The organism is Ochrobactrum teleogrylli, assembly GCF_006376685.1.
Taxonomy (GTDB): Bacteria; Pseudomonadota; Alphaproteobacteria; order Rhizobiales; family Rhizobiaceae; genus Brucella; species Brucella teleogrylli.
The window spans coordinates 235,383-262,310 of the sequence record NZ_VEWL01000005.1; the positions used below are offsets into that span (position 1 = coordinate 235,383).

The window sequence follows — 26,928 nt, forward strand, 5'->3', positions numbered from 1 at the left end:
GATATAAAACAATCTTTGTCGCGTCCAAACCGAAAGCTCAAATACGAGAAGCACAGTGCTAAAACACAAAGAGCGCGCCCGGGCCTGCTCATGGCAGGTCAGGGCACGCTCCATATTTTTGCTTCAGGCACATCAATATCCGAAAACCGCTTCACGGTCTTCGCGATGCGCCGTCAGGATCGCTGATTAAGCGCCCTTCGGCTTGCGACCGAGGCCCATCTTCTTTGCCAGACGCGAACGAGCGGCAGCATAGTTCGGAGCAACCATCGGGTAGTTAGGATCGAGATCCCACTTTTCGCGGTACTGTTCCGGGGTCATGTTGTAATGGGTCATCAGGTGACGCTTGAGCGACTTGAACTTCTTGCCGTCTTCGAGGCAGATGATGTAGTCGTCATGAACCGACTTCTTCGGATTGACGGCTGGCTTCGGCTTTTCAACAACAACCGGCGCTTCTTCACGTTCCACGTGACGCTTGAAAGCGGCATGAACATCGGCAATCAACAGCGGCAGCTCGCCCGCACGAATCGAATTATTGCCAACATAGGCAGCGACAACATCCGCGGTCAGGCTCAGAAGCAGTTCTGCGCTTTCGTCGTGCGTATCCAGATTTTCCATCGGTTTTCCTTTTTTTACTTCTTATGTTTTTGTTTTTCCGCAACTTTCGGCATCGATGACACATCTGAAGTCGGGATTGCGTATCTCAGAACTCTACCTAGCTCTTTTATGACCGCACTTAACAACTACCATGATCTTTTGCAATAGAATTGTTGTGCGAAACTACATTAATAATAGCCTATTATTCTTTAAGCCACAAATAAAAAGAACGAAAACAAAACCTTTTCATGGAAATAGCACCCCGGCAATCTCACTGGCACAATCATGGCGCGCATCGTTTATTGACGATAAAGCAACCGCATATAGTTTTTCAGCACGGCTCGCATAATTTGCATGACCAAGTTTAGCAACCGTTTTTGCTTTAAGCTATGATCTGGCCTCGCGAAACAAACACATTTTGCTGATTGCAGCACTGCCTCTAAAATCGGGCGCGAAAAAGGCATAGCTTAAATATATTTCATTGAAATCAACTCGCTTTCGACCGTGCCTGAAACTATATATGCCTCAATATCCGTCTTTCCAAAGGGTCGTTAAAGCGATCCGCAACAATTTGAAACAATGTTCATCGGATTTCAGAATGCCTCATAACGCTCGCCCGCCACAGCCTCCGCACGCCCCGAAACATCCGCATAGCGATACCCGCCACGGCATCACCCGTACCGACGATTACGCCTGGCTTCGTGCGGAAAACTGGCAGGACGTCTTCAAGGACCCGTCGGTTCTTTCCCCGGAAATACGCACACATCTCGATGCCGAGAACGCCTATCAGGCAAGCCTGATGCAGAACACGGAAGCCCTGCAGAAAGAGCTTTTCGCGGAGATGCGCGGCCGCATCAAGGAAGATGATTCGTCGGTTCCGTCGAAGGATGGCCCCTATGCTTACGGCGTTTCATACCGCACTGGCGGCGAGCAGCCCTATTTCATCCGCACGCCGCGTGATGGCGGCGCGGAAACCATCCTGCTCGATGGCGACAAGGAAGGCGAAGGCAAGGCCTATTTCCGTCTTGCTTCGGCAGACCATGCCCCCAATCACAATCTGTTGATCTGGGGCTATGACGACAAGGGATCGGAATTCTACAAGCTGAAGGTTCGCGATCTCACGACCATGGCGGAACTTTCGGACATCGTCACCGATACCAATGGTGGCGGCACGTGGGATGCGGAAAGCAAAGGCTTTTTCTATACACGGCTTGATGAAAACCATCGCCCGTCGAAAGTCTTCTATCACCGCATCGGCACCGACCAGTCCGAAGACCGGCTGATCTTTGAAGAACAGGACGCCGGCTTCTTCCTCGGCGTCGGCGGCTCCGCGCTGGACGACTATATCTTCATCGATATTCACGACCACGAAACATCGGAATGCTGGCTGCTGCCCGCCAATGATCCGGCGGCCAAGCCGCAACTGATCATGGCGCGCAAAACCGGCACGGAATACGACATTGCGCCGGGCGGCGATGAATTCTTCATTCTGACCAATGCCGATGGCGCGAAGGATTTCAAGATCTGCAAAGCGCCAGCCAGCGCGCCGCAGCCGGAAAACTGGGTGGATGTGGTGGCGGAAAAGCCGGGCCGCCTGATCCTGTCCCACTCTGCCTACAAGCATCACCTCGTCTGGATCGAACGCGACAACGGCCTGCCGCGCATCGTCATCCGGGATCGCAAGAGCGGCGAAGAACACGCCATTGCCTTTGACGAGGAAGCCTATTCGCTCGGCCTGCATGGCAGCGCCGAATACGACACCGAGGTCATCCGCTTCTCCTATTCGTCGATGACGACGCCGGAACAGCTCTTCGATTACAATATGCGCACCCGCGAGCGGACGCTTCTGAAGACGCAGGAAGTGCCGTCCGGCCATGATATCGACGATTATGTGACGCGCCGCATCCTTGCGCCCGCAGCCGATGGCGAGCTGGTGCCGGTCTCGATCCTTTATCACAAGGATACCAGGCTGGACGGTTCGGCTCCGTGCCTGCTCTACGGCTATGGCTCCTATGGCATCACCATTCCGGCAAGCTTCAGCACATCGCGCCTGTCGCTGGTGGATCGCGGCTTCGTCTACGCCATTGCGCATATTCGCGGCGGCAAGGACAAGGGCTTTGCCTGGTATGAAAACGGCAAGCGCGACAAGAAGACGAACACTTTTACCGACTTCATCGCCGCCGCCAAGCATTTGGTCAGCGAAGGTTTCACCAGTCATGACCGCATCGTCGCCCATGGCGGCTCCGCTGGCGGCATGTTGATGGGCGCGGTCGCCAATCTCGCGCCGGAAGCCTTTGGCGGGATTATCGCGGAAGTGCCGTTTGTCGACGTGCTGAACACCATGCTCGACGATACGCTGCCGCTCACCCCGCCGGAATGGCCGGAATGGGGTAACCCGATTGCCTCGGAAGCGGATTATCGCACCATCGCCGCCTATTCGCCTTATGACAATGTGACGGCGCAAGCCTATCCGGCCATTCTGGCTGTTGCAGGCCTGACCGACCCGCGCGTCACCTATTGGGAACCGGCGAAATGGGTTGCCAAGCTGCGCGAGTTGAAAACCGATGACCATCCGGTGCTGTTCCGCATCAATATGGATGCCGGCCATGCGGGCGCTTCGGGCCGTTTCTCGCGGCTGGAAGAAGTCGCCTATACGCAGGCTTTCGCGCTGAAAGTCGTGGGCAAGGTTACAGGCTTCGAAGGTTGATACACGATCACGCTCCAGCGGGTTTATCTCGCTGGAGCAAATGAAAAGCAGCTACACGTTTGACAATCAACGCCCTATACTATCGCAGATTGAATATCGTCATGGAGATTGCATCATGAAAACCGGATGCGTGACTTTTCTGGCGAGCTTGGCATTGGCGCTTCCAGCCCTTGTGCCCGCCACCACGGGCGCAAATGCGCAAGTGCGGAAAGATGTGAGCGAATATGCGGGGCGGCGTTGCAGCGCGCCGCCAAAGGGCAGCGGCATTATTCTCGGTCAGTTCAGCGGTGTGGACGATTCGCCCATGGTCAGCATGGACGGCATCGTTCCAGTTGATCGCATGCGCTGCTTCACCAACCTGTCCGAGTGCAAAGGCTGGCTCTATACCATGCAGAGCAAATATACCAATGCCGGTCCGGCAACAGTTGCCCGCTGCATCAAGCGATAAACTCCGCCCAAAAAACTACAATTTTTGGCAGCACCATAAAATGGCAATATCATTGTCGGAGGATAAGCACGGGGCCGTGTAGCGGGAACGAAAGAACACTATCGGGGGCTGAAATCGATTTGGGAGGATCGACTATGCAGCAGGCGAGCTATGTTCATGGCGCGAGTGACCGACTTCTGATCGGCGATACGATTGGCAATCATCTCGACCGCATCGCCCGGCAATATCCCGACCGGCCAGCAGTGGTCGTCCGTCATCAGAATATCCGCCTGACATATGCAGAATTGAACACCCGCGTTGACGCCCTTGCAGAAGGGCTCCTCGCCATCGGCCTTCGACCCGGCGAACGGGTCGGCATCTGGTCGCCGAACAATCTGGAATGGATATTGACCCAGTTTGCCACGGCGAAAGCGGGCCTGATCCTCGTCAATATCAATCCGGCCTATCGGGCGCATGAATTGGAATATGTGCTTGCGAAGGTCGAATGTTCGGCGCTGATCCTCGCGCCATCGCTCAAGACCAGCAATTATCTGGATATATTGCGCTCTATCGTGCCGGAAATCGATAGCGCGCGGCCTGGCCATCTCGTGGCGGAACGGCTGCCTGCCCTGCGCTGTGTGATCCGGCTTGGCGAAGAACAGACCGCTGGCATGATGAATTTCGATGCGGTTGCCGTCGCAGGCGATGAGGCCGCGCGCGACGAACTGCGCCGGCTGTCGGAGGAGCTGCAATTCGACGATCCGATCAATATCCAGTTTACGAGCGGCACCACGGGCAGTCCCAAGGGTGCGACCCTCTCCCACCACAATATTCTCAATAACGGCTTTTTCGTCGGCGAGGCCATGCGCCTCACCGAACAGGACCGGCTGTGCATTCCCGTACCATTCTACCACTGCTTCGGCATGGTGCTCGGCAATCTGGCCTGCATGACCCATGCCGCCTGCATGGTGATCCCGAATGACAGTTTCGATCCGCTTCTGACATTGCAGACGGTGCAGGATGAACAATGCACCGGCCTGCATGGTGTGCCGACCATGTTCATCGCCATGCTGGATCATCCCGAGTTCACAACCTTTGATCTTCAGAGCTTGCGCACCGGCATCATGGCCGGATCGCCCTGCCCGGTCGAAATCATGCGCCGGGTGATCAGCGAAATGCACCAGAGCGAAATCACCATCGCTTACGGCATGACCGAAACGAGCCCCGTCAGTTTTCAAAGCTCGACCAACGACCCGCTGGAAAGGCGCGTTTCAACCGTTGGCCGCATCCATCCGCATCTGGAAGTCAAGATTGTCGATGCGGATGGCCGGATTGTACCACGCGGCGAAAAGGGCGAGTTGCTGACGCGAGGCTATAGCGTCATGCGCGGTTACTGGAACGATCCGCAAAGCTCGGCGGGCGCTGTCGATGATGCGGGCTGGATGCATACCGGCGACCTCGCCACCATTGATGCGGAGGGCTATTGCAACATTGTCGGGCGCATCAAGGACCTGATCATTCGCGGCGGCGAGAACATCTATCCCCGCGAGATCGAAGAATTCCTGTTCACCCATCCGGCGATCAGCGATGTGCAGATTTTCGGTATTCCCGACCGCCGGTTTGGCGAGGTTATCTGCGCCTGGGTCAAGCTCAGTCAGGACGGACGCCTGAACGAAGCGGAACTGGTCAGCTTCTGCCAGCAGCGGATCGCCCATTATAAAATCCCGGCGCATATCCGCTTTGTCGATCAATTCCCCATGACCGTTACCGGGAAAATCCAGAAATTCGTCATGCGGCAAACCATGATCGAAGAACTCGAATTGGAAGAAATCAAAACCGCCTGAACCTGTTATTGCGTCTTATAGCCATTCGCGTGTGGGGGAATGGCTTTCAGATAGGCCGCGATTGCAGCGCGGTCGGCCTCGGTCAGATGCGCCATATTGGACACCACGTCCGTCATCGATCCCCCAAGCGAATCGAAGTCGGGCGTGAAGCCGCTTTGCAGCGCATAGGCGATATCGTTTTCGCTCCAGTCGCCAATGCCGCCCTCGCCGGTGGTGATATTCGGAACCACGCTCTTCTTACCGTCGCTGCCGGTTTCCGCCGATAGCGCGCCCGCCAGCCATTGGCTGGTTTGCAGCCCGCCAATCAGATTGCGCGGGGTGTGGCACTCGCCGCAATGACCGAGCGCTTCGGTCAGATATTGTCCGCGCGTCACGAGGTCGGATGCATCGGCAATATCCACAGCGGGCGCATCCGACAGGTAAAGATGCTTCCAGATGCCGAGGCTGCGGCGAATATTGAAGGGAAATCCAAGCTTGTGGGGTGCTGCGACATTATCCGATGGCGGCAATGTCTTCATAAACGCGTAGAGGTCGGCCACATCCTGCGGCTCCATTCGGGTGTAGGATGTGTAGGGAAAGGACGGGTAGAGATGCTCGCCCTGCTTTCCGACGCCTTTGAGCATGGCATTGGCGAAATCCTGAATGGTCCAGGTGCCGATGCCCGGTTCGGACGGCGAAATATTCGGCACGACGAAAGTGCCGAAATCCGAGACCAGCTCATACCCGCCAGCAAGCACCTTGCGCGCATCGCCTGCAGCGCCCGGCGCCGCATGGCAAGACGCGCAACCGCCCGCCCAGAAAACCTGTTCACCCCGCACCGTATCGCCGGGCTTCATGGAAGCCAGAACGGTGCTATCCACTTTTTGCGGCGTGGTCAGAATCCAGAAGGCGGCAGCGCCAATGACAAGCACAGCGCCCGCGGCATATGCCAGTTTGCGGACCATCCTACCCATTCCATTGCGGCAGTTTCGCTATCAAACGAAACTGCCGGTCTTGCAAAGCTGATCAGTTTTTCTTGACGCGATAGGCCTGATGGCAGGAACCGCAATTGGCAGCGACCTGCTGAAATGCCGTTTTCAGCGCATCGACATCCTGCGGTTTGGCAGCCAGAGCAGCGGCTGCATCGGTGCGGAATTTTTCGACATGCTTGACGAAATCGTCCTTGTTTTCCCAGATTTTCGGCGAAGCTTCGGTGTCGCCCTGATCTGACCCCGCCGGGAACAGCGTATCGACATCGAGCTTTTTGGCGTCGGCGTCGATTTTCTCAAGCGCCGCCAGAACCGCCGCTGCATCGAACGGCTTTTCGCCTTTGACCACCGGCGCGATCTGGCCAACCGAACGGCCCAGATCCTTCATGATCGCCTGACGATCAGCAATCGCATCGGCCTGTGCCAACCCGATACTGGCGACGAGCACTGCCGCAGAACCAAGTGCAGGAAAAAACAAGCGCATGTAGTCCTCCGCATTTCATTGAACAAAACCGATCTATTGGCGAAATATCCGATACAATCCCTGCCATTGCAACGATCGTTCCCAACATATCACCATCAAGAAAAGTAAAACGCGCACATTACAGAGGTTTATACAAATTAATCACGATAACGTGAAAAACATGATCGAATTAGTACTGTTTAATTTGAGCATTTTACTGACAGCTCAATAAGAAGAAAAAAGCCTCGCCATTCCGAATGCATACAAAAAAAGCCCCGCAGAAGCGGGGCTTTTCTCATAACATCAATGCCTTGGCATTATGCCTGTTCGTACATTTCCAGCACGTAATCCCAGTTGATCAGGCTGTCGACGAAAGCTTCGAGATATTTCGGACGCAGGTTGCGATAATCGACATAGTAGGAGTGTTCCCACACGTCGACGCCGAGGATTGGCTTTGCGCCATGAACCAGCGGGTTTTCGCCATTCGGCGTCTTGGAGATTTCCAGCTTGCCGTCCTTGACCGAGAGCCATGCCCAGCCCGAACCGAATTGGCCGACGCCAGCAGCGATGAAATCTTCGCGGAACTTGGCGAAGCCGCCGAGATCGGATTCGATTGCCTTTTCAAGCTTGCCTGGCAGCTTGTTGCCGCCGCCGCCCTTCTTCATCCACTTCCAGAAATGGATGTGGTTGTAATGCTGGCCGGCATTGTTGAAGAGGCCCTGATTCTTGCCGTAGCTTTCCTTGACGATGTCTTCCAGGCTCTTGCCTTCGAGGCCGGAACCTTCAAGCAGCTTGTTGCCGTTGGTGACATAAGCCTGATGGTGCTTGTCGTGGTGGAGTTCAAGCGTCTCGCGCGACATGAAAGGCGCAAGTGCTTCATAGTCATATGGAAGGGCGGGCAGTTCGAAAGCCATTGGAAACTCTCCTCTTTATCTCTCAACGCGCGGCGGGCAATGCGGTTGCCTACCCGAAAAATTGCGTGCGGACTCTACATAGGCCCCAACCGCGTGAGCGGCAATGAAATATTATTGAAATCACAGTAGGATGAACCCCATTCAGGATTTCCGCATCGCCGCATCGATAAAGGGGTAACCGTGTCCGGTACAATTAGTTCCTATGTCTTCGACGCCTATGGCACATTGTTCGATGTCCATTCGGCGGTGCGGCGGCATGCGGACAAGGCCGGGCCCGACGGGCGCGCCTTTTCGGAACTGTGGCGCGCCAAGCAGCTTGAATATTCATGGGTGCTGAGCCTGATGGGCGCTTACAGCGACTTCTGGAAGCTGACGGAAGAGTCGCTGGATTTCGCTTTTGCGCGCTATCCTTCCGTCGATCCAACGCTGCGCAACGACCTGCTCGACGCCTATTGGAAACTCGACTGCTATCCGGAAGTGCCTGCGGCGCTGAAAAATCTCAAGGATCGCGGCGCACGACTGGCCATCCTGTCGAACGGCTCGCCTGCCATGCTGGAAGCTGCCGTGAAATCAGCCGCGCTCGACGTTCTTCTCGATGATGTCATTTCGGTCGATGCCGTGCGCAAATACAAGACCTCGCCTTCGGCCTATGAGCTGATCACCATGCAATGGCGGCTTTATCCGTCCGCGATCTCCTTCCAGTCGTCCAATCGCTGGGATGTGGCGGGCGCGGTCAAGTTCGGCATGCGCGGCGTGTGGATCAATCGTTCGGGCCAACCGGACGAGTATAAAGCGTTCGCGCCTGCCCTGATTTTGCCGAGTCTCCAGCTTCTTGGCTGACACGCCGAGGCGGCGAAATGAATATTTCACTAAAATTTGAATTACTGGGCTTCTTCCAAATAGGCTGATTGCCCGCAAAATTGTGTCGTGAGCGCAACACGCGTGCAACGGGGGGCTTTTCGCCACTTTTAGGCCCTATTCACACCGGCTCGGCGCCACAATTCTAGGGCGTTTTCCGGTCAGTCAAATCTTCAGGCTTCGGGAAACACTTACCCGAGTCCGTGCCTTCCACCCACGGCGCCTCTACCATATCTGGTTTGGTCGCACTTCGTTAACCCTGATTGTTGTATTCATAACCCTCCCGTCACTAGTCTGGTTTTCTTATGCAAACGACCCTCACCCGCCGCTCTTTCCTGACGGCAATGACTGCCACTGCGGCTGCCGGTCTCGCCGGCTGCGCCCAGTTGGGACAGAATGTTCCTATCATCGATGTCGATGCGTCCGGCAACCCGATCAACAGGACCCCGCAGGCCAATGTGGATTCGTCCTTTGGCGGCTGGGAGCAGATGTATGCTTCCGTCAACGATGGCGGCTTCCAGCTTCCGGCGATCCCGATCCAGAAGATGGACAAGCGTTATCTGCGTCAGGTCGTACAGGACCCGACCGGCGAAATGCCCGGCACGCTGGTCATCGATACCTCCAACCGCTTCTGCTATCTCGTGCTCGATAATGGTCAGGCGCTGCGCTATGGCGTCGGCATCGGTCGAGAAGGCTTTGCCTGGTCCGGTCGCGCTGTGATCCAGTACAAGCGCCAGTGGCCGCGCTGGACGCCGCCGGATGAAATGGTCGCCCGTCAGCCGGAACTGGTCCAGTACAGCGCTGCCAATGGCGGCATGGCTCCGGGCCTCAAGAACCCGCTTGGTGCGCGTGCGCTCTACATCTTCCAGGATGGCAAGGACACGCTCTATCGCCTGCACGGCAATCCGGAATGGTGGTCCATCGGCAAGGCGGTTTCGTCGGGCTGCGTGCGCTTCCTCAACCAGGATATCATCGATCTTTATGATCGTGTGCCGCCGAAGTCTCAGATCCTGGTAATGTGAGTTTAGGGGAGTAGGGCAGTAAGGCAGTAAGGCAATATGTTTTGCTTGACTGAAAACTTACTGCCCTATTCACTTACTGCCTTACTGCCTTACTGCCTTACTGCCTTACTTCTTAAAGCTGCCGAGAATGCCGCGCACCAATGCGCGACCCAGCGAATTGCCGACCGTACGCACAACGGACTTCATGGCTGTTTCCGCAACGGTCTGACGACCTGAGCGCTTACCCGTGCCCAATGCCGTGCCGAGGAGGTCGCCAAGTATTCCGCCGCCGCCTTCTTCCTCCTGCTTGGCTTTCTGTTGCTCGACCGTCGCGTTCTGCGCCTTGCGCGCCAGCATCTCGAATGCTGAATCGCGATCAACAACCGTATCGTACTGACCCGAGACCGGGCTTGCGGCGATGATCCTGGCGCGTTCTTCCGGCGTCAGCGGGCCGATGCGCGACGAAGGCGGGCGAATGAGGGTGCGCTGCACCATGGACGGCACGCCCTTGGCCTGCAAGGTGGAGACCAGCGCTTCACCGGTCGCCAGATTGGTGATCGCATCGAACGTCTTGAAATCCGGATTGGGACGGAACGTGTCGGCGGCGGTTTTCACCGCATTGGTCTCGCGCGGCGTATAGGCGCGCAACGCATGCTGCACGCGGTTGCCGAGCTGCGCCAGAACCGTTTCCGGCACGTCGAGCGGGTTCTGCGTCACGAAATAGACGCCGACGCCCTTGGAACGGATCAGACGCACGACCTGTTCGACACGGTCGACCAGCGCTTTCGGCGCTTCATCGAACAGAAGATGCGCTTCGTCGAAGAAAAAGACCAGCCTTGGCTTGTCCGGGTCGCCCACTTCCGGCAGCGCTTCAAACAGTTCCGACATCAGCCAGAGTAGAAACGTCGAATAAAGGCGCGGGCTCATCATCAGCTTGTCGGCGGCAAGCACGCTGACCACGCCGCGCCCGTCCGTCGTCGTGCGCATCAGGTCGGCAATGGTCAAAGCCGGTTCGCCGAAGAATTTGGCCCCGCCCTGCTGTTCAAGCACCAGCAGCGAACGCTGCACCGCGCCGACCGACGCCTTGTTGACGTTGCCATATTTGCCGGAAAGCTCGGCGGAACGATCCGCCATTTCCTTGAGGATCGCCTGAAGATCCTTGAGGTCAAGCAGCAGAAGGCCTTCTTCGTCCGAGAGGCGGAAAGCGATATTCAACACGCCTTCCTGCGCTTCCGTGAGATTCATCAGGCGCGACAGCAGCAGCGGCCCCATTTCGGAAATGGTGGCGCGAACCGGGTGTCCCTGCTCGCCGAAAATATCCCAGAAAATGACCGGCGATGCGCGCAGCTCGTAAGGCTTGAGCTTGATTTCCTCGGCCCGCTTGTTCAGGCCGTCATTTGCAACGCCGATAGCGGCAATGCCCGACAGATCGCCCTTGATATCGGCACAGAAGACCGGCACCCCGGCGGCGGAAAAGCTTTCCGCCAACACCTGCAAGGTCACGGTCTTACCCGTACCCGTCGCGCCGGTGACCAGACCGTGCCTGTTGCCATATTTCAGCGCCAGATATTCCGGCTGCTGGTAGGAATCGTCGGGCTTGCGGCTTGCGCCAAGGAAAATTGCATCGTCAGCAGTCATCAGGCGATTTGCTCCTCATTTCGACCGGCACATCCACAGCGCAGTTTTTTCAGATATAACTGCCGCATCGTCATGCGACAACGATAAAGCCCATGCTCCACAGAGAGAACCGGTTTTGCTGTCACAACAGCTGAAAAATTTCCCTATATTTTTGATCCGGACAAGCTTGCAAAGCGATAGCGAGAATGCATATTACGTAAACGTAAGATTTTTGGGAGAGTTTCCATGGAAGAACTGATCGCACGCATCACCTCGAATGTCGGCATCGATGCCGCGACGGCAGAAAAGTCTGTCGGCATGATCCTCGCATTCCTTCAGAAGGAAGGCCCGGCGGATCAGGTTCAGCAGCTTCTGGCCGCTATTCCGGGTGCGGAAGAAGCCGTTGCGCAGGTCAAGGGCGGCGGCTTTCTGTCCAACCTGATGGGTGGCGTGATGGGCCTCGGCTCGCAGCTCATGGGCGCTGGTCTCGGCATGGGTGAAATTTCCGGCGTTGCCAAGGAAACCATCCGCTTCGCCAAGGAAAAGGCGGGCGATGCACCGGTCGATGCGGTGATCGGCTCGATCCCGGGTCTCGGCCAGTTCGTCTGAGAACGAACACTCTGTAATGAAAAAACCCCGGCAATGCCGGGGTTTTTGTTTATGCCTCTTTGTTTATCGTTCTCGCCCCCACATGGCGGGCGCGTCCTGACAGCCAGCCATTGATACTGGCCCCGATCCACAGAATCACAAAGAAAAGGCCGCTTGCGGCAAAGCTTCCCGTCGCGCTGTGAATCATGCCGACGACCAGCGGCCCGATGGCCGCGAGAATGTAGCCGACGCATTGCGCCATGCCGGACAGATGCGCAGCCGTGTGCGAATCCGGCGAGCGCAGCACGATCACCATCATTGCAGCGGCAATCAATCCGCCCTGCCCGATGCCCTGAATGATGGCCAGTATCCAGAAGCTCCATTGCGGCAGATAGAGAAAGCCGATCAGCGCAAGCGATGCACAGGCGCAGAGAAAGACATTGATAAAGCTCTGGCTTTTCTGACGCACCGCAATGGACGGGATCAGCAGGCATGTCACGACCTGCGCCATGATCGAAAACGACACCAGACCGCCCGCCGCAGCCGGGCTCATACCCCGCTCGCGCAGGATCGGCGCCAGCCAGCCGAACACGATATAGGCCGTCGACGATTGCAGCCCCATGAAAAGCGTCACCTGCCAGGCAAGCGGATCTTTCCAAAGGCCCACGACGCGGAAGCCCGAATGCGCGACATTGTGCTTGCTGCGCAGCGCCTGCGGCAGCCACAACACCAGAACCAGCGCCGCCGGAATGGCCCAGAACGCCAGAGCGAGATTCCACGAGCCGCCAAGCATGTTCTTGATCGGGATCGTGAAGCCCGCCGCCGAAGCTGCACCACCGCAAAGCGCCATGGTGTAAAGACCGGTCATGATCGCGGCGGTCTTCGGAAAATCGCGCTTCACCACCCCTGGCAGCAGCACATTGCCCATGGCAATCGCCGCCCCGGCGAGTGTTGCGCCCATATAGAGCGACCAGAAAGACCCGACACCACGCAGCGCCGTGCCGATGGTCAGCACAACCAGCACGGCCAGCAGCACACGCTCGGCGCCGAAACGCTGGGCGAGACGCGGCGCGAAAGGCGCGAACGCGCCAAGGCAGACAACCGGCAAAGTCGTCAGCACGCCCGCGGCCAGCGACGACATGCCGGTTCCATCGATGATTTCCGGCAAAAGCACCGAAACACTGGAGAAAACCGGCCGCAAATTGGCGGCAATCAGCACCAGGCTCAGCCCCAGCAGGATGCGTGAAGCCTTGCTCGGCATTTGCGGCGCAGAGGGCGGCGGAACGCTGTCCGCTTCAGCATCAACAAGCTGTTCCGGCTGCGATAGCATGGTGTACTCCTCCCGTGCTGCGGGGGGCACGGCATTGATGCGGCTCATGATGCGAGCAACCTTTCCAGTTCTTCAATCAGGGGCGCCATAAAACGACGAACTGTCGCGCTGGCCTTGTCCGGGTCGCCGGTGGCGATCGCTTCAACGATCTGGCGATGCGCCTCATAATCCGGTTCCGGCAGTTCGCCATCCAGCGTGGCTTCTATCGATTCGCGGATCGATGCGGAAAAGAAGCCATAAACTTCGATCAGCGCCTCATTGCCGGAAGCTGCGGCGATGGCTTCATGGAATGCAAAATCGCGCTCAACGAAGGTCGCCCGGTCGGTCTCCTCGCGCAGACCGCGTGAAGCCAGCATGGATTCCAGATGCGCAATCGTCTGCGGCGTTATGCGTTGCGCGGCAAGGCGCGCAGCCTCCACTTCCAGCGCCGCACGCATTTCAAGCCGGTCGCGCAAGCTTGTATGGCGTATGCGGTTCAGACTGCGCGCCGTGTCGGCCTTAGAACGAACATAGGTGCCCGAGCCCTGCCGTGTCTCCAGCATGCCCTGAGCCACAAGCGCCCGGACGGCCTCGCGCACCGTGCCACGACTGACACCAAGCCGCGCCGAAAGCTGGGCTTCGTTCGGCAGTTGCTCGCCCACAGCCCAGCGCCCCGAGGTGATTTCGGAACGAATGGATTGCGTCGCCGCTTCCGTCAGGCTTTTGCGTGAAACCGTCTTCATAGAGCTTGCCAAATTCATCGGATGACTTGATGAATTAGCGGAGCGTGCTAAACCTGTCAACAGGCGCGATTATCTTGTCACAGTCAGGGCTAATCCCGCACTTGCGTGCGCCCGAATATTTTCATTTGGCTTCAAAATGCTCTAACAATTTTCGCGCAGATTGTATTTTCATTCGCAGCCAGCAGGTGCCAGCATGATCACGCTCTACAGCCTTTCCGGAGATCACCTTGAGATAACGGAAGTCGAACCGGGCACCCCATTACCGGACAGCGTGATCTGGATCGATCTTTCCACACCCGGCGTCAATGAAGATCATATTGTCGAGGCGTGGACCGGCATTTCCATCCCCACCCGTGAAGACATGACCGAGATCGAGGAATCGAGCCGCTTTTACATGGAAAACGGCGCACAATATCTCACCGTGCCCATCCTCCATGCCGTCGATCTCGATCATCGCGAACTCGCGCCGGTGACCTTCATATTGCACGGCTCGCGCCTGATTACCGTGCGCTATGCCGACCCCAAATCCTTCACCACCTATATTCTGCGCTCCACCAAGCCGGGTAACGGGCTGATTTCCGCCAAATGCACCGGGCTTTCGATCATGCTCGGCATCACCGAAGCCACCACCAATCGCCTGGCGGATATTCTGGAAGGTGTGGCGGGCAAGATTGACGCCGCTTCGCACTCCATCTATCGCCGCCAGCCGAAGGCGCGACCAATGACGACGCAGGATTTCCGGCACATATTGACCCAGATCGGCGGTCAGGGAACCTTTCTGTCGCGCATGCGTGAAAGTCTTGCAGGCATAAGCCGCATGCTGGTCTATCTTTCAGCAACCAGCAATCCGGCGACGGGAAAAAAGGAAACCCGCTCCTGGATCAAGTCCCTGGAACGCGACATGCAATCGCTGACTGCCTATGTGGATTTTCTGTCCAACAAGGTCACCTTCCTGCTCGACACCATCGTCGGACTAATTTCGGTCGAGCAGAATGCCATCATCAAGATATTCTCCGTCGCCGCCGTGGGCTTCATGCCGCCAACGCTGGTCGCGTCCATCTACGGCATGAACTTTTCCTTCATGCCGGAACTAACATCGCCCTGGGGCTATCCGATGGCGCTCGGATTGATGGTCGCCTCGGCCCTGTTGCCGCTCTATTATTTCCGCCGCAAGGGCTGGCTCTGAGCTCCTTCTCGACAAGGGCGCAACTATGTTATATCATCGGTTATAACATAGGAGAAAAGTCATGAACGTCACTTTGCGCAAGATCGGCAATTCCGAAGGCGTGATCCTGCCCAAGGAAGTGCTCGAACGGCTAAATTTGAAAACCGGCGACAAGCTGCAACTCGTCGAGACGCAGAGCGGTCTTTCGCTGGAACCCGTAGACGACAGTTTCGAGCAGCAGATGGAAGCGGCTCGCAGAGTCATGGACAAATATAAGGTCGCCTTGCAGAAGCTCGCCGAATGAGCTGGCATTTTCTGTCACGTCGCGTTGTTGAAGCCATCCATGTCGAGCAGTTGCAGCGGCATGGAGGCGCGCAGGGGCTGCGCGATGAAAACGCGCTCGAATCCGAGCTGGGGCGGGCGCAGAACAAAGTTGTCTACGGCGATCCCGATCATGCCGACATCGCTGCGGCCTATGTCTTCGGACTGGGTCGCAACCATGCTTTCGTGGATGGCAACAAGCGCACGGCAATTGTTACCGCGGTCACCTTTCTGGCGATCAACGGTTATATGCTCACCGCCGATGACGGTCTGCTCTACAGTTTTACAATGGGTATAGCATCCGGTGAAATCGACGAAAACGGTGCTGCCGCTTTCTTCCGCGATCACAGCGTGGTGGTGGAAGACTAAATTTAAGCCTTGATCGACACGATTTCCCAATCCTTGCCGTTGATCTTCAGCACATCGCCAGCAGGCTTACCGAACAGCATGATGGCGACCGGCGCGACATGCGAGATCTTTCCGTTGGACGGATCGGCCTCATCTTCGCCCACGATGGTCCATGTCCGGCTGTTGCCATCGTCCAGATTTTCCAGCTCCACGGTCATGCCGAACCGCACCACATCGCTGTCGGTATCCGGCACGGACAATTCCGCCGTTTCGCGCCGCACCGTCCAATAGCGCAGGTCACGCGATATGCGCGCGATGGCCGAGCGCTCACCGGCGACATTGGCTTCTGCAAGCTCACGCTGAAGACGCGCAATCTCGTCGTCCATCATCTTCAGGCCGGTCGGCGTGACAAGATTGCGATGCGGACTGATCGGACGCTCGCCGAGATCGGTCGGCGCATCATCCTGTTCTTTTGTAAAAGCTCTGCTCATTCCATGAATGTAGGCGGCGCATAACGCCCCGGCAAGCCTTCTCCCCGCTCGGTCCGCGCCATCCAAACCAAGGCACAGTTTTTATTGATTGATGAGTCAATCAAAGATAAAATAGCTCGACAGGTCTGAAAATCGGACAAGGATTGAGACGATGCCGAAGATCGGGATGGAACCCCTGCGGCGGCGTGAACTGATCGACGCTGCCATACGCACCATCGGACAACGCGGTTCGCTGGATGTGACCGTTGCGCAGATCGCCCATGAAGCGGGCGTCTCGCCTGCGCTCGCGCATCATTATTTCGGCGGTAAGGACAAGCTCATCCTCGCCACGATGCGCCATTTGCTGCGCGAACTGGGCCGCGATCTCAATGAGGCCGTGAAGCTGACGGAAACGCCGCGCGAACGCATTGCAGCCATCATCGCCGTCAATTTTTCCGCCGCGCAGTTTACGCAGGAAACCATCGCCGCCTGGCTGACATTCTACGTACATGCCCAGCAGTCGGAAGACACGCGGCGGCTTTTGCGCATTTATGCGCGCCGCCTGCATTCCAATCTGGTCTTCGCGCTGGAGCAGCTCACGGGCCGCGAGCGGGCGCAACGCATCGCTGAAGGTGCGGGCGCGATGATCGACGGGCTTTATATTCGTCATGCGCTCGGTGCCGACGCGCCCGACGCCCAATCCGCCATTGCATTGGTGGAAGATTATATTGCAGTTCAGCTGTCGGTGGGAACATGAGCATGGAAGCGGATTTCGTCATCATCGGCTCCGGCTCCGCCGGTTCAGCCATGGCCTATCGCCTGTCGGAAGACGGGCGCTATTCGGTGATCGTCATTGAATATGGCGTGCCGGATGTCGGGCCCCTGATCCAGATGCCCGCCGCCCTCTCCTTTCCCATGAATATGGAAACCTATGACTGGGGTTTTTCCACCGAGCCGGAACCGCATATTGGCGGGCGCAGCCTTGTCACGCCGCGCGGCAAGGTGCTGGGCGGTTCGTCCTCGATCAACGGTATGGTTTATGTGCGCGGCCATGCCCGCGATTACGACTTCTGGTCGGAAAGCGGCGCGCAGGGCTGGGCCTATGCCGATGTGCTCCCCTATTTCAAGCGCATGGAAAACGCGCATGGTGGGCAAGAAGGCTGGCGCGGAACCGACGGGCCGTTGCATGTCCAACGCGGTAAGCGCGACAATCCGTTGTTTCACGCCTTTGTCGAAGCGGGCCATCAGGCCGGGTTTGAAGTGACGGAAGATTATAACGGCCAGAAGCAGGAAGGCTTCGGCCCCATGGAGCAGACGATCTATAATGGTCGTCGCTGGTCTGCGGCCAATGCCTATCTGAAACCGGCGCTGAAGCGTCCGAATGTCAAGCTGGTCAAGGGGCTTGCGCGCAAGATCGTGCTGGAAGGCAAGCGCGCCGTTGGCGTGGAGATCGAGGCGGGACGCAGTTTCTCGACCATCCGCGCGCGCCGCGAGGTGATCATCGCCGCTTCCTCCATCAACTCGCCGAAGCTTTTGATGTTGTCCGGCATCGGTCCGGCGGCACATCTGAAAGAACACGGCATCGAGGTAGTAGCGGACCGCCCCGGCGTCGGGCAGAACCTGCAAGACCATCTGGAAGTCTATATCCAGCAGGAATGCACCCAACCCATCACGCTTTATTCCAAGCTGAACCTGTTCTCTAAAGCGAAGATCGGAGCCGAATGGCTGTTCTTCAAAACCGGCGACGGCGCGACCAACCATTTTGAATCCGCCGCCTTCGTGCGCTCCAAAGCGGGCGTGGAATATCCCGATATTCAGTATCACTTCCTGCCGGTGGCGATCCGCTATGACGGCAAGGCCGCAGCGCAATCGCACGGTTTCCAGGCCCATGTCGGGCCCATGCGCTCCAAGTCGCGCGGCAGCGTAACGTTGCGTTCCGCCAACCCGCGTGAAAAGCCTGTCATTCAATTCAATTATATGTCGCACGAAGATGACTGGGCCGATTTCCGCCACTGCGTGCAACTGACCCGCGAGATTTTCGGGCAAGCGGCCTTCGACCCCTATCGCGGCGCGGAAATCCAGCCCGGCGCAAAAGTGCAGACCGATGATGAAATCGACAATTTCATCCGCGAGCATGTCGAAAGTGCATTCCACCCGTGCGGCACGGTCAAGATGGGCGCGGTTGACGATCCGTTTGCGGTGGTCGATCCTGAATGCCGCGTGATCGGCGTTGAAGGTTTGCGCGTGGCGGATTCATCCATCTTTCCGCGCATCACCAATGGCAATCTGAACGGGCCATCGATCATGGTCGGCGAAAAAGCCTCCGATCATATCCTTGGCCGCACACAGCTGGCACGCTCCAATCAGGAGCCGTGGATCAATCCGCGCTGGCAGGTTTCAGACCGCTAGTTAGGGGAGTAAGGGAATAGGGGAATAAGGGAGTATGTTGTTCGCAGCCAAAACATACTCCCTTATTCCCCTACTGCCCTATTCCCTTCTTTTCGAAGGAACACACCATGAAAGCACAACCCAAGGCCTCGCACTTCATCGGCGGGTCATACGTGGAAGACAAAAACGGCAAGCCGCTTCCCGTGACTTATCCGGCGACCGGCGAACAGATCGCCAAGCTTTATTCCGCCACGCCAAGCGTGATCGAAAGCGCCTATGCGGCGGCGATGAAGGCGCAGGAAGCATGGGCGGCGTTGAAGCCCGTCGAACGCGGTCGCATCTTGCGACGGACGGCGGAAATTCTGCGCGAGAAGAACAAGAAGCTCTCCAAGCTCGAAACGCTCGATACCGGCAAAGCGCTTCAAGAAACGCTGGTTGCGGACGCGGCTTCGGCTGCCGATGCGCTGGAATTTTTCGGCGGCATCATTTCCGGCTTCAACGGTGAATTCGTGGAACTCGGCGGTTCCTTCGCTTATACGCGGCGCGAAGCGCTGGGCATTTGCGTCGGTATCGGCGCGTGGAACTATCCGATCCAGATCGCCGCGTGGAAATCCGCTCCCGCACTCGCCATGGGCAACGCCTTCATCTTCAAACCATCGGAAAACACGCCCCTTTCGGCCCTTGCTTTGGCGGAAGCCTATCAGGAAGCTGGGCTGCCCGATGGCCTCTTCAATGTCGTTCAGGGCTACGGCGATGTGGGCGCGGCGCTCGTCAATCATCGCCAGACGGCCAAGGTCTCGCTGACCGGCTCGGTTCCGACCGGCAAACGCATCATGGCGCAGGCAGGCGAACATCTGAAACACGTCACGATGGAACTGGGCGGAAAGTCGCCCCTGATCGTGTTCGACGATGCCGATCTCGAAAGCGCCATCGGCGGTGCGATGCTCGGCAATTTCTACTCGACCGGACAGGTCTGTTCCAACGGCACCCGCGTCTTCGTGCATAAGAAGGTTCGCGAGCGTTTTGTCGAACGGCTGGTCGAGCGCACGCGCAAGATTCGCATCGGCGACCCGCTGGATGAAGCCACCCAGATGGGGCCGCTCGTCAACAGCGCCCAGCGCGACAAGGTTCTCTCCTATATTGAAAAAGGCAAAGCCGAAGGCGCAACGCTTGCCTGCGGCGGCGGCATTCCCAAGCTACAGGGCTTCGATAAGGGTTACTTCATCGAACCGACCGTCTTTACCGACGTGACCGACACCATGACCATCGCGCGCGAAGAAATCTTCGGACCGGTCATGAGCGTTCTGGAATTTTCGGATGAAGATGAAGTCATCGCACGGGCTAACGATACCGAATTCGGTCTGGCGGCAGGTGTTTTCACCGCCGATATCGCGCGCGGTCACCGCGTCATCGGCCAGATCAAGGCAGGCACCTGCTGGATCAACGCCTATAACCTGACGCCCGTGGAAGTGCCGTTCGGCGGTTACAAGCAGTCCGGTATCGGGCGCGAAAACGGCGTTGCAGCCCTTGCCCATTACAGCCAGATCAAGACCGTCTATGTCGAGATGGGCAAAGTCGACAGTCCTTATTGAGCATTCAGGTAACGTGCGCGGCGGCTGACCCGCCGCGCAAATAGATAAAATCAGATCAGGCCACGCGATGCGAGATTACGCATCAGATGCGACGAGCCGAACCGCCACGGGCTGCATTCCGTCGACAGGCGCACGGTGTTGGTCAGCGCACCAAGCTGCGGATTGGAGATGGTCACCACATCGCCGATCTTGTGCGTAAAGCCCTGCCCCGGCGTGTCGCGGTCTTCGACCGGCGCGAACAACGTTCCCATGAACAGCACGAAACCATCGGGATACTGATGGTGCTTGCCGATGGTCTGGGCAACCAGATCCAGAGGATCGCGGCTGATTTCCTTCATGGTGCTGCGACCGTTGAGAACATAGCCATCCGGTCCTTCGACCTTCAGCGCCAGTTCCGCCGAGCGCACATCTTCCATCGAATAGGTTTCGTCAAACAGGCGGATGAACGGACCAACTGCGCAAGAGGCATTGTTGTCCTTGGCCTTGCCGAGCAGCAATGCCGAGCGGCCTTCAACGTCTCGCAGGTTCACGTCATTGCCAAGCGTCGCGCCCCTAACCTGCCCCTGACTGTTGACCGCAAGTACCACTTCCGGCTCGGGATTGTTCCAGGTCGAAATCGGATGCAGGCCCACTTCCGCACCATGACCGACCGCCGACATGGGCTGGCTCTTGGTGAAGACTTCAGCATCGGGACCGATACCCACTTCAAGATATTGCGACCAGACGCCCTCTTCGATCAGCGCCGCCTTGACGCGGGCCGCTTCTTCTGAGCCCGCCTTGAGGTTGCGCAGGCTGTCGCCGATGATTGCGCCGACGCGCTCACGGATTTTCAGCGCCAGGTCGGGATTGCCAGCCGCACGTTCCTCGATCACGCGCTCGACCATGGAGCGAGCGAAGGTGACGCCGCAAGCCTTGATCGATTGCAGATCGTTCGGCGCCAGAAGGTGGAGAGTATTTTCATCACCGGGCTTGCCCGCAAACAGTGTTTCCAGCGAACCGATATCTTGTCCGGCGGTTGCACGCACATGAGCCAGCGCATCGTCCAGTTCGAGCAGGTCACGCATTGTCGGTGCAGTTTTGGTGGTAATGTCGATGACGCGCCCTGCGCGCAAAGTCACCAGAACCGGTCCTTTGGCTGTCGGGCTCCATGCGCGCCCGACAAAAGTTCCCGAAGCGAAAGTTTCATTGCTGCTCACGGTATAATGCTCCTCACCGATGTTGTGCGCGGCGCTCCACACCGCATGCTTCCACTGAACCAAAACTGTACAAACACCCGTAAAGCTTTATCGTTTTGGGTGATTGTGCACTAACAGTTCAGTCAGTGCTTAAGGCATAAGACAAGGAACATATTTGCGCAAAGCAAAAAACGCGGTGACGGTCATCAACCGCACCGCGTTTCTCAAATTCAGACTTGATTGATTACGACAGACGCTTCACGACCTCGGCCAGCGAAGCCTGCCAATGCGGCATGGACCAGCCAAATGTCGTCGTGAACTTCTCCGTAGAAAGCCGCGAATTGGCAGGGCGAGCCGCCTTTGTCGGATAGTCTGCGGTCGCAATATCCGTCACTTCGGCAGTCGGGCCGCCATGTTTCGCGCTTTCAGCGAAAATCCCGCGCGCAAAACCGCTCCAGTTGATATCGCCCGTGCCTGCAAGATGGTAGACGCCGTAATCGGCGAAATCCGGCTTTGCCGCCAGATGATCCGCCACGCGGATAATCGCTTCGGCAATATCAAGCGCGGACGTCGGGTTGCCCCACTGGTCTGACACGACCGACAGTCCATCGCGGGTTTCTGCAAGGCGCAGCATCGTCTTGACGAAGTTCTTGCCGAACGGGCTGTAGACCCATGCCGTGCGCAAAATGATATGCTGCGGATTGGCCGCAGCAACCAGTCTTTCGCCTTCAAGCTTGGAACTGCCATAGACACTCCGAGGACCAGTCGGATCGGTCTCGACATAGGGCCTGTCGCTATTACCCGCGAAAACATAATCCGTCGACAAATGAATAACCGGAGCGCCGCACGCTTTCGCCGCCTCGGCAACAACAGCAGCGCCAGCCGCATTCACCGCCAAGGCAAGTTCTGGCTCGTCCTCAGCCTGATCGACAGCCGTATAGGCTGCAGCCGAAACGACGACATCCGGCTTGGCATCGGCTATCGCTTTGCGGATGGTTGCGGGGTCGGCCAGATCGAGTTCCGGTCTTCCCAACGCAATCACTTCGAGATCCGGGCGCTGAGCAGCCTTTTCCAGAAGGCTCTGAACGACCTGCCCTTCCCGCCCGGTGACGACCATCTTCATACGGCACCTGCTTTGGCCGCACCACCGCCCAGACGCTCACCGGCATAAGTGCCGCTGCGGATCGGCTCCCACCACCAGCCATTGTCGAGATACCACTGAATGGTCTTCTCAAGGCCGGTTTCGAAAGTTTCCTGCGGCGTCCATCCGAGGTCCCGCTCGATCTTCGAGGCGTCGATGGCGTAACGGCGGTCATGCCCGGGACGATCCGTCACGAAGGTGATCAGGTCGCCATATTTCTTGCCATTGGCACGTGGGCGCTTCTTGTCGAGAATGGCGCATATCGTTTCCACGACATTGAGATTGGTGCGCTCTGAACGTCCGCCGATATTGTAGCTTTCGCCAATTTTGCCCGTCGTCGCGACCAAGGCCAGCGCGCGGGCATGGTCCTCGACATAAAGCCAGTCGCGCACATTCGCCCCTGCCCCATATACCGGCAGCGGCTTTTCATCGAGCGCATTGAGAATCACCAGCGGAATGAGCTTTTCCGGGAAATGGAACGGACCATAATTGTTCGAGCAGTTCGAGAGAACGACCGGCAATCCATAGGTCTCGTGCCATGCGCGCACCAGATGATCCGACGCAGCCTTCGAAGCCGAATAAGGCGACGACGGCTTATAGGGCGTTTCTTCCGTGAATATCCCGCTGTCGAACGGCAGATCGCCAAACACTTCATCGGTCGAGATATGGTGGAAGCGGAAGTTCGACTTGCGCGGTTCCGGCAGTTCGCGCCAATAGCTGAGCGCCGCATTAAGCAGACGGAATGTACCGATAATATTGGTTTCGATGAAAGCCGCCGGACCATCGATGGAACGGTCGACATGGCTTTCGGCGGCCAGATGCATGACGATATCGACATCGTTCGACCGCAGCGTGTCCAGAATGAGATTGTCGTCGCAGATATCGGCCTGCTGGAAACTGTAGTTCGGGTGATTCTCGATCTGACGCAGCGATGCGAGATTGCCCGCATAGGTCAGCTTGTCGAGATTGAGAATATTGACCTTCGGATCGGCAGCCAAATGACGGCACACAGCCGAACCAATGAAACCTGCGCCGCCAGTGACGAGAATATTCATTTTTGCGGCCTCTTATGGGAAGGTTTCTGCGGCAGCCAAGAGCGGCGCTTTTTGGTCCTTGTCCGAAAGCTGGACATCGGACGTCGGGATCGGCCATTCAATACCAATGGACGGATCATCAAAACGGATCGAACGATCATGCTCCGGCGAATAATAATCCGTAACCTTGTAGATGACCTCGGTGTTCTCCACGAGCGTCATGAAACCGTGCGCAAATCCTTGGGGCACCAGAATCTGGTTCCACTTTTCAGCCGAGACTTCCAGCGAAACCCACTTGCGAAATGTTGGCGAACTTTTGCGGATATCGACCGCGACGTCGAGAATAGCGCCGCGAATCACGCGGACAAGCTTGTCCTGCGCCCGCGTCGGCAATTGGTAATGCAGACCGCGAACAACGCCCTTCGCCGCCGAGAACGAGTGATTATCCTGCACGAAGGTCAGGTCGATACCAGAATCAGCAAATGATCTGGCATTATAGGTTTCCGAAAAGAAGCCGCGATCATCGCCGAATTTACGCGGGATGATTTCAAGAAGACCGTCAAGCTCCAAGTGGCGAACGATCATCGCTCGCTTCCTATTTCCTCAACGCGGCGGCGCAGATATGCAGCATACTCGGTCTGGCCAAGTTTTTTCGCCCGCTCGAGAACGGCGTCTCCATCAATCCAGCCTTTTTCAAAACCGATTTCCTCAGGACAGGCAATCTTTATGCCCTGCCGCTTCTCGATTGTTCGCACGAAGGACGATGCGTCCTGAAGACTGTCATGCGTGCCGGTATCGAGCCAGGCATAGCCTCGGCCTAATTGCCGAACGGCGAGTTCACCTCGCTCCAGATAAATATTATTCACCGCCGTGATCTCCAACTCACCGCGCGAAGACGGTTTGAGAGACTTTGCGATATCCACGACTTCATTATCGTAAAAATAGAGCCCGGTTACGGCCCATGAAGACTTCGGCTTCGTCGGCTTCTCTTCAATCGAGATTGCTTTGCCCGTCATCCGATCGAATTCGACGACACCATAACGCTGCGGATCGTCCACTCGATAAGCGAAGACAGAGCCGCCTTTCGTGATCTGCGCAGCGCTTTCGCACAAATGCGATAAGCCATCACCGAAATAGATGTTGTCTCCCAGGATCATTGCAACATTATCGCCATCGATAAAATCGCGACCTATGATGAAGGCTTCCGCGAGACCATTGGGATCGGCCTGTTCTGAAAAGGAAAAATTCATGCCGAAGTCGCTACCGTCCCCCAGAAGTTTCTGGAAAAGTGGCAAATCATGCGGCGTCGAAATGATCAGAACATCCCTGATCCCCGCCAACATCAACACGCTCAGCGGGTAATAGATCATCGGCTTATCATAGATCGGCAGAAGCTGTTTGGAGACGGCGATTGTCAGCGGATAAAGACGCGTACCGCTACCACCCGCGAGTATTATCCCTTTCATGTACGCCTAGCTCCAATCTGTATTTCCATGACGGTAAGAGTATTGGCTGTAGCGACAATGGATTTCGCCTTAGGAGAGATTTGCAACCCACGCCAATGCCTCTATGCGTTATAGACGTTGACATTTTGGGGCTCAATTCACGAGTCGTGAAATTTCTCCTGTTCAGTTACGCTCTTAGCTATCCCTGTGCCACGGCAGTTCAGCTAGCAGAACAGTTGGCACCGCCGCAGGCAATTTTCCCATAAAACTTTTCTCAATGCAGGTGCATGGGATATCGTCACGAAGGTGAGATAGATACTTGCAAAAGGAGCCGTCATTTCTGTCAGTTTTCGACAAACCGACGCAAATGCTGTTTCTCCAACCCCGACCCCTCCGGGCGTAATCGGTATAGCAGAGAGAACATTACCGAAGACGCCTGCGATCGCAGTCACCAGATAATCAGGTGCAAAGGGGAATGCCGCTGCAATAAAAATGATCCCAATGATGACAATAGCACTCGCCACAATGGAAATGAGCAAACAGGCGAGCACTGACATCCAACGATTGGTATATGCAGCAGAGAGTTCGCTAATAATCGAAAAGTACATTCTCGCCCAGGCGGGCAGAAGATAGAATATCCTGAGTTTCGGAAAAAACCACGGCAGCGACCGCGCCCAATATACCAAGCGGAGCAATGACGATTAAAATCAATATCGCATTTGTATATACGCCAAGTCCATCGGCATGGATATCACTGAGAAAAATATAAGCAGATGCTGCAGCTCCAACGAGAATCAAACCTAAAAGGGCAAAAATGCGGTCGACAACAATGGATAAAACCGCACTCGTTCTTCCTTCGTCTTTGCGCACGACCTTTAATATGTAAGCCCCACGGATCAGGTCACCACCAGCTGCACCGGGTAGATAGGTAGAGAAGAAACTGCCCATAAGTTGCAACCGCAGGACATTCGCCAAGTTCAAGCGATGACCTGACATATCGAGAAGAACCCACCAACGAATACCACTCAGCACTATCCCCAGAAACAGGCACAGCAAAGCCGAAATCAATATGTCTGGCTTACGAAAAACCGCAAGAATAAGTGTCTTATCTATCGACCCGAGCCGATAGAGAGCGAAAAGCAAAAATATCCCTATAACACACTTAATTAAAAGCTTTACAATTTTAGTGATCCGCAGCTTATCCAATCCGATAGAGCCTTTTTTTGTTCACGAGCACCCGATTGACCGTTTTACGGAACATCAGGAGGAAGAGTATAAAGCCAAACCCCGTTGCACACAAAATTTCCACAAATTTTTGCCTCTCCGGACGATAATTTAGCAGGATTTTGTAATCGCCCTTCGGGACATGAATTCCGCGAAAAGTTCCTTCGACACGAAGGACCCGTTGTGCGTCAACCCCGTTAACTTGAGCTCTCCACCAAGGATGCCAGTTATCAGTGAGAATGACGACGCCATCCCGATCCGCATGCCCCTCAAGCACAACAGACGTATTGTGATAAGCGGTGATTGTTGTTGGTTGCAACACGCGTTCGAAATCACCAGGCAATGTCAAACCGCCATCATTGGGCACAGGTTCTACTGGAACAAAAAAAGCCCGTGGGAGAGTACGCGGTACTTCAAGAACGACTGTAACCGCAGATTCGAAGGCGACGTGGAAGCCTCTTTCAATGAACCATTTCTTATACTGTACGTACTCGGAGGGGATAAGAATATATTTAAGAGTCCGTTTGAGAATTTAGTTTCCTTGGTCTCTGGTTCGTGATTCAGATTAACGATGTGGACACGAGAGACGCGA

28 protein-coding genes are annotated in these 26,928 nt (G+C 56.5%); 12 read left to right on the forward strand and 16 right to left on the reverse strand.

All coding sequences use genetic code 11. The features are described 5' to 3' along the window. Positions 1–186 precede the first annotated feature (186 nt). Positions 187–615, reverse strand: a complete 429-nt coding sequence (locus FIC94_RS11045) for a Ros/MucR family transcriptional regulator (protein WP_109368585.1) — start codon at positions 613–615, stop codon at positions 187–189. Positions 616–1,192: 577 nt separating this feature from the next. On the opposite strand from FIC94_RS11045, the gene FIC94_RS11050 reads away from it, so the two are divergent. From FIC94_RS11050 to FIC94_RS11060, 3 genes are all read left to right on the forward strand, one after another. After that, the gene (locus tag FIC94_RS11050; protein ID WP_140024897.1) at positions 1,193–3,301 is read left to right on the forward strand and encodes a S9 family peptidase; all 2,109 of its coding nucleotides are present in this window, start codon (positions 1,193–1,195) and stop codon (positions 3,299–3,301) included. A 115-nt stretch (positions 3,302–3,416) separates the two neighbouring features. Continuing rightward, positions 3,417–3,749: a metallophosphoesterase gene (locus FIC94_RS11055; RefSeq protein WP_109368583.1), complete on the forward strand. Its 333-nt coding sequence runs from the start codon at positions 3,417–3,419 to the stop codon at positions 3,747–3,749. Between the two features lie 134 nt (positions 3,750–3,883). Continuing rightward, positions 3,884–5,572, forward strand: coding sequence for an AMP-binding protein (locus tag FIC94_RS11060; protein ID WP_140024898.1), 1,689 nt, complete (start codon positions 3,884–3,886; stop codon positions 5,570–5,572). Positions 5,573–5,577: 5 nt separating this feature from the next. Here the strand turns inward: FIC94_RS11060 and FIC94_RS11065 are convergent, their stop codons facing one another. From FIC94_RS11065 to FIC94_RS11075, 3 genes are all read right to left on the reverse strand, one after another. Then, positions 5,578–6,516, reverse strand: a complete 939-nt coding sequence (locus FIC94_RS11065) for a c-type cytochrome (protein ID WP_140024899.1) — start codon at positions 6,514–6,516, stop codon at positions 5,578–5,580. A gap of 61 nt (positions 6,517–6,577) precedes the next feature. Continuing rightward, entirely contained in the window at positions 6,578–7,024 is a 447-nt protein-coding gene (locus FIC94_RS11070; RefSeq protein ID WP_109368580.1) for a c-type cytochrome, read from the reverse strand. A gap of 296 nt (positions 7,025–7,320) precedes the next feature. After that, entirely contained in the window at positions 7,321–7,917 is a 597-nt protein-coding gene (locus tag FIC94_RS11075) for a superoxide dismutase (protein WP_121535459.1), read from the reverse strand. Between the two features lie 180 nt (positions 7,918–8,097). Between FIC94_RS11075 and FIC94_RS11080 the strand changes: the two genes are divergently transcribed. Together FIC94_RS11080 and FIC94_RS11085 are read left to right on the forward strand one after the other, a co-directional pair. After that, positions 8,098–8,757, forward strand: coding sequence for a haloacid dehalogenase type II (locus FIC94_RS11080; RefSeq protein WP_235891994.1), 660 nt, complete (start codon positions 8,098–8,100; stop codon positions 8,755–8,757). A 323-nt stretch (positions 8,758–9,080) separates the two neighbouring features. Next, a complete protein-coding gene (locus FIC94_RS11085; protein ID WP_109368578.1) occupies positions 9,081–9,797 on the forward strand; it encodes a L,D-transpeptidase in 717 nt (238 codons plus the stop codon). Between the two features lie 105 nt (positions 9,798–9,902). On the opposite strand, the gene FIC94_RS11090 is transcribed toward FIC94_RS11085, so the two are convergent. Further along, a complete protein-coding gene (locus FIC94_RS11090) occupies positions 9,903–11,414 on the reverse strand; it encodes a helicase HerA-like C-terminal domain-containing protein (protein ID WP_140024900.1) in 1,512 nt (503 codons plus the stop codon). Between the two features lie 225 nt (positions 11,415–11,639). On the opposite strand from FIC94_RS11090, the gene FIC94_RS11095 reads away from it, so the two are divergent. Next, the gene (locus FIC94_RS11095) at positions 11,640–12,002 is read left to right on the forward strand and encodes a hypothetical protein (protein WP_109368576.1); all 363 of its coding nucleotides are present in this window, start codon (positions 11,640–11,642) and stop codon (positions 12,000–12,002) included. A gap of 49 nt (positions 12,003–12,051) precedes the next feature. On the opposite strand, the gene FIC94_RS11100 is transcribed toward FIC94_RS11095, so the two are convergent. Further along, positions 12,052–13,311 (reverse strand): CynX/NimT family MFS transporter, encoded by a 1,260-nt coding sequence (locus tag FIC94_RS11100; protein WP_371830904.1) that lies wholly within the window; start codon positions 13,309–13,311, stop codon positions 12,052–12,054. A 44-nt stretch (positions 13,312–13,355) separates the two neighbouring features. Continuing rightward, the gene (locus tag FIC94_RS11105) at positions 13,356–14,033 is read right to left on the reverse strand and encodes a FadR/GntR family transcriptional regulator (RefSeq protein WP_140024902.1); all 678 of its coding nucleotides are present in this window, start codon (positions 14,031–14,033) and stop codon (positions 13,356–13,358) included. 193 nt (positions 14,034–14,226) lie between these two features. Between FIC94_RS11105 and FIC94_RS11110 the strand changes: the two genes are divergently transcribed. From FIC94_RS11110 to FIC94_RS11120, 3 genes are all read left to right on the forward strand, one after another. After that, on the forward strand, positions 14,227–15,219 hold the full coding sequence (locus FIC94_RS11110) for a magnesium transporter CorA family protein (protein WP_140024903.1): 993 nt from the start codon (positions 14,227–14,229) through the stop codon (positions 15,217–15,219). Between the two features lie 61 nt (positions 15,220–15,280). Next, entirely contained in the window at positions 15,281–15,502 is a 222-nt protein-coding gene (locus FIC94_RS11115; RefSeq protein WP_109368573.1) for an AbrB/MazE/SpoVT family DNA-binding domain-containing protein, read from the forward strand. Further along, positions 15,499–15,888, forward strand: coding sequence for a type II toxin-antitoxin system death-on-curing family toxin (locus FIC94_RS11120; RefSeq protein ID WP_140024904.1), 390 nt, complete (start codon positions 15,499–15,501; stop codon positions 15,886–15,888). Before FIC94_RS11115 ends, FIC94_RS11120 begins: the two co-directional genes overlap by 4 nt. Before the next feature lie 2 nt (positions 15,889–15,890). Here FIC94_RS11120 and FIC94_RS11125 read toward each other — a convergent pair whose 3' ends face one another. Further along, positions 15,891–16,358: a GreA/GreB family elongation factor gene (locus tag FIC94_RS11125; protein ID WP_109368571.1), complete on the reverse strand. Its 468-nt coding sequence runs from the start codon at positions 16,356–16,358 to the stop codon at positions 15,891–15,893. A gap of 151 nt (positions 16,359–16,509) precedes the next feature. Here FIC94_RS11125 and betI point away from each other — a divergent pair, with 151 nt between their 5' ends. From betI to betB, 3 genes are all read left to right on the forward strand, one after another. Then, positions 16,510–17,094 carry a transcriptional regulator BetI gene (betI, locus tag FIC94_RS11130; RefSeq protein ID WP_121535444.1) on the forward strand — a complete coding sequence of 195 codons (585 nt, stop codon included), beginning with the start codon at positions 16,510–16,512 and terminating at the stop codon, positions 17,092–17,094. 2 nt (positions 17,095–17,096) lie between these two features. Beyond that, positions 17,097–18,746, forward strand: a complete 1,650-nt coding sequence (betA, locus tag FIC94_RS11135; protein WP_140024925.1) for a choline dehydrogenase — start codon at positions 17,097–17,099, stop codon at positions 18,744–18,746. Positions 18,747–18,853: 107 nt separating this feature from the next. Beyond that, complete coding sequence (gene betB, locus FIC94_RS11140) at positions 18,854–20,317, forward strand: betaine-aldehyde dehydrogenase (RefSeq protein WP_140024905.1); 1,464 nt, start codon at positions 18,854–18,856, stop codon at positions 20,315–20,317. Positions 20,318–20,367: 50 nt separating this feature from the next. On the opposite strand, the gene FIC94_RS11145 is transcribed toward betB, so the two are convergent. The 8 genes from FIC94_RS11145 to FIC94_RS11180 all read right to left on the reverse strand — a co-directional run bounded on the left by FIC94_RS11145 (position 20,368) and on the right by FIC94_RS11180 (position 26,703). Next, on the reverse strand, positions 20,368–21,513 hold the full coding sequence (locus FIC94_RS11145; protein ID WP_140024906.1) for a fumarylacetoacetate hydrolase family protein: 1,146 nt from the start codon (positions 21,511–21,513) through the stop codon (positions 20,368–20,370). 223 nt (positions 21,514–21,736) lie between these two features. Continuing rightward, positions 21,737–22,615: a dTDP-4-dehydrorhamnose reductase gene (rfbD, locus tag FIC94_RS11150; protein WP_140024907.1), complete on the reverse strand. Its 879-nt coding sequence runs from the start codon at positions 22,613–22,615 to the stop codon at positions 21,737–21,739. Then, complete coding sequence (gene rfbB, locus FIC94_RS11155) at positions 22,612–23,688, reverse strand: dTDP-glucose 4,6-dehydratase (protein ID WP_140024908.1); 1,077 nt, start codon at positions 23,686–23,688, stop codon at positions 22,612–22,614. Before rfbB ends, rfbD begins: the two co-directional genes overlap by 4 nt. 12 nt (positions 23,689–23,700) lie before the next feature. Next, a complete protein-coding gene (rfbC, locus tag FIC94_RS11160) occupies positions 23,701–24,252 on the reverse strand; it encodes a dTDP-4-dehydrorhamnose 3,5-epimerase (RefSeq protein WP_140024909.1) in 552 nt (183 codons plus the stop codon). Beyond that, positions 24,249–25,133: a glucose-1-phosphate thymidylyltransferase RfbA gene (gene rfbA / locus FIC94_RS11165; protein WP_140024910.1), complete on the reverse strand. Its 885-nt coding sequence runs from the start codon at positions 25,131–25,133 to the stop codon at positions 24,249–24,251. The genes rfbC and rfbA overlap by 4 nt, the downstream gene beginning before the upstream one ends. Positions 25,134–25,336: 203 nt before the next feature. Beyond that, complete coding sequence (locus FIC94_RS22800; protein ID WP_328592135.1) at positions 25,337–25,720, reverse strand: hypothetical protein; 384 nt, start codon at positions 25,718–25,720, stop codon at positions 25,337–25,339. Then, entirely contained in the window at positions 25,701–26,318 is a 618-nt protein-coding gene (locus FIC94_RS22805; RefSeq protein WP_180917959.1) for a lysylphosphatidylglycerol synthase transmembrane domain-containing protein, read from the reverse strand. Before FIC94_RS22805 ends, FIC94_RS22800 begins: the two co-directional genes overlap by 20 nt. Next, positions 26,311–26,703: a hypothetical protein gene (locus tag FIC94_RS11180; RefSeq protein WP_180917960.1), complete on the reverse strand. Its 393-nt coding sequence runs from the start codon at positions 26,701–26,703 to the stop codon at positions 26,311–26,313. Before FIC94_RS11180 ends, FIC94_RS22805 begins: the two co-directional genes overlap by 8 nt. Between the last annotated feature and the right edge of the window lie 225 nt (positions 26,704–26,928).

Excerpts from the sequence above, each read along its gene's own strand:
- FIC94_RS11075 (WP_121535459.1), bottom strand. The coding sequence starts at position 7,917 with ATGGCTTTCGAACTGCCCGCCCTTCCATATGACTATGAAGCACTTGCG.
- FIC94_RS11070 (WP_109368580.1), bottom strand. The coding sequence starts at position 7,024 with ATGCGCTTGTTTTTTCCTGCACTTGGTTCTGCGGCAGTGCTCGTCGCC.
- FIC94_RS11085 (WP_109368578.1), top strand. The coding sequence starts at position 9,081 with ATGCAAACGACCCTCACCCGCCGCTCTTTCCTGACGGCAATGACTGCC.
- FIC94_RS11060 (WP_140024898.1), top strand. The coding sequence starts at position 3,884 with ATGCAGCAGGCGAGCTATGTTCATGGCGCGAGTGACCGACTTCTGATC.
- FIC94_RS11095 (WP_109368576.1), top strand. The coding sequence starts at position 11,640 with ATGGAAGAACTGATCGCACGCATCACCTCGAATGTCGGCATCGATGCC.
- betA (WP_140024925.1), top strand. The coding sequence starts at position 17,097 with ATGGAAGCGGATTTCGTCATCATCGGCTCCGGCTCCGCCGGTTCAGCC.
- FIC94_RS11065 (WP_140024899.1), bottom strand. The coding sequence starts at position 6,516 with ATGGTCCGCAAACTGGCATATGCCGCGGGCGCTGTGCTTGTCATTGGC.
- FIC94_RS11120 (WP_140024904.1), top strand. The coding sequence starts at position 15,499 with ATGAGCTGGCATTTTCTGTCACGTCGCGTTGTTGAAGCCATCCATGTC.
- betB (WP_140024905.1), top strand. The coding sequence starts at position 18,854 with ATGAAAGCACAACCCAAGGCCTCGCACTTCATCGGCGGGTCATACGTG.
- rfbD (WP_140024907.1), bottom strand. The coding sequence starts at position 22,615 with ATGAAGATGGTCGTCACCGGGCGGGAAGGGCAGGTCGTTCAGAGCCTT.
- FIC94_RS11055 (WP_109368583.1), top strand. The coding sequence starts at position 3,417 with ATGAAAACCGGATGCGTGACTTTTCTGGCGAGCTTGGCATTGGCGCTT.
- rfbB (WP_140024908.1), bottom strand. The coding sequence starts at position 23,688 with ATGAATATTCTCGTCACTGGCGGCGCAGGTTTCATTGGTTCGGCTGTG.
- FIC94_RS11090 (WP_140024900.1), bottom strand. The coding sequence starts at position 11,414 with ATGACTGCTGACGATGCAATTTTCCTTGGCGCAAGCCGCAAGCCCGAC.
- FIC94_RS11110 (WP_140024903.1), top strand. The coding sequence starts at position 14,227 with ATGATCACGCTCTACAGCCTTTCCGGAGATCACCTTGAGATAACGGAA.
- betI (WP_121535444.1), top strand. The coding sequence starts at position 16,510 with ATGCCGAAGATCGGGATGGAACCCCTGCGGCGGCGTGAACTGATCGAC.
- FIC94_RS11105 (WP_140024902.1), bottom strand. The coding sequence starts at position 14,033 with ATGAAGACGGTTTCACGCAAAAGCCTGACGGAAGCGGCGACGCAATCC.
- rfbC (WP_140024909.1), bottom strand. The coding sequence starts at position 24,252 with ATGATCGTTCGCCACTTGGAGCTTGACGGTCTTCTTGAAATCATCCCG.
- FIC94_RS11115 (WP_109368573.1), top strand. The coding sequence starts at position 15,281 with ATGAACGTCACTTTGCGCAAGATCGGCAATTCCGAAGGCGTGATCCTG.
- FIC94_RS22800 (WP_328592135.1), bottom strand. The coding sequence starts at position 25,720 with ATGTACTTTTCGATTATTAGCGAACTCTCTGCTGCATATACCAATCGT.
- FIC94_RS11050 (WP_140024897.1), top strand. The coding sequence starts at position 1,193 with ATGCCTCATAACGCTCGCCCGCCACAGCCTCCGCACGCCCCGAAACAT.
- FIC94_RS11125 (WP_109368571.1), bottom strand. The coding sequence starts at position 16,358 with ATGAGCAGAGCTTTTACAAAAGAACAGGATGATGCGCCGACCGATCTC.
- rfbA (WP_140024910.1), bottom strand. The coding sequence starts at position 25,133 with ATGAAAGGGATAATACTCGCGGGTGGTAGCGGTACGCGTCTTTATCCG.
- FIC94_RS11100 (WP_371830904.1), bottom strand. The coding sequence starts at position 13,311 with ATGCTATCGCAGCCGGAACAGCTTGTTGATGCTGAAGCGGACAGCGTT.
- FIC94_RS11045 (WP_109368585.1), bottom strand. The coding sequence starts at position 615 with ATGGAAAATCTGGATACGCACGACGAAAGCGCAGAACTGCTTCTGAGC.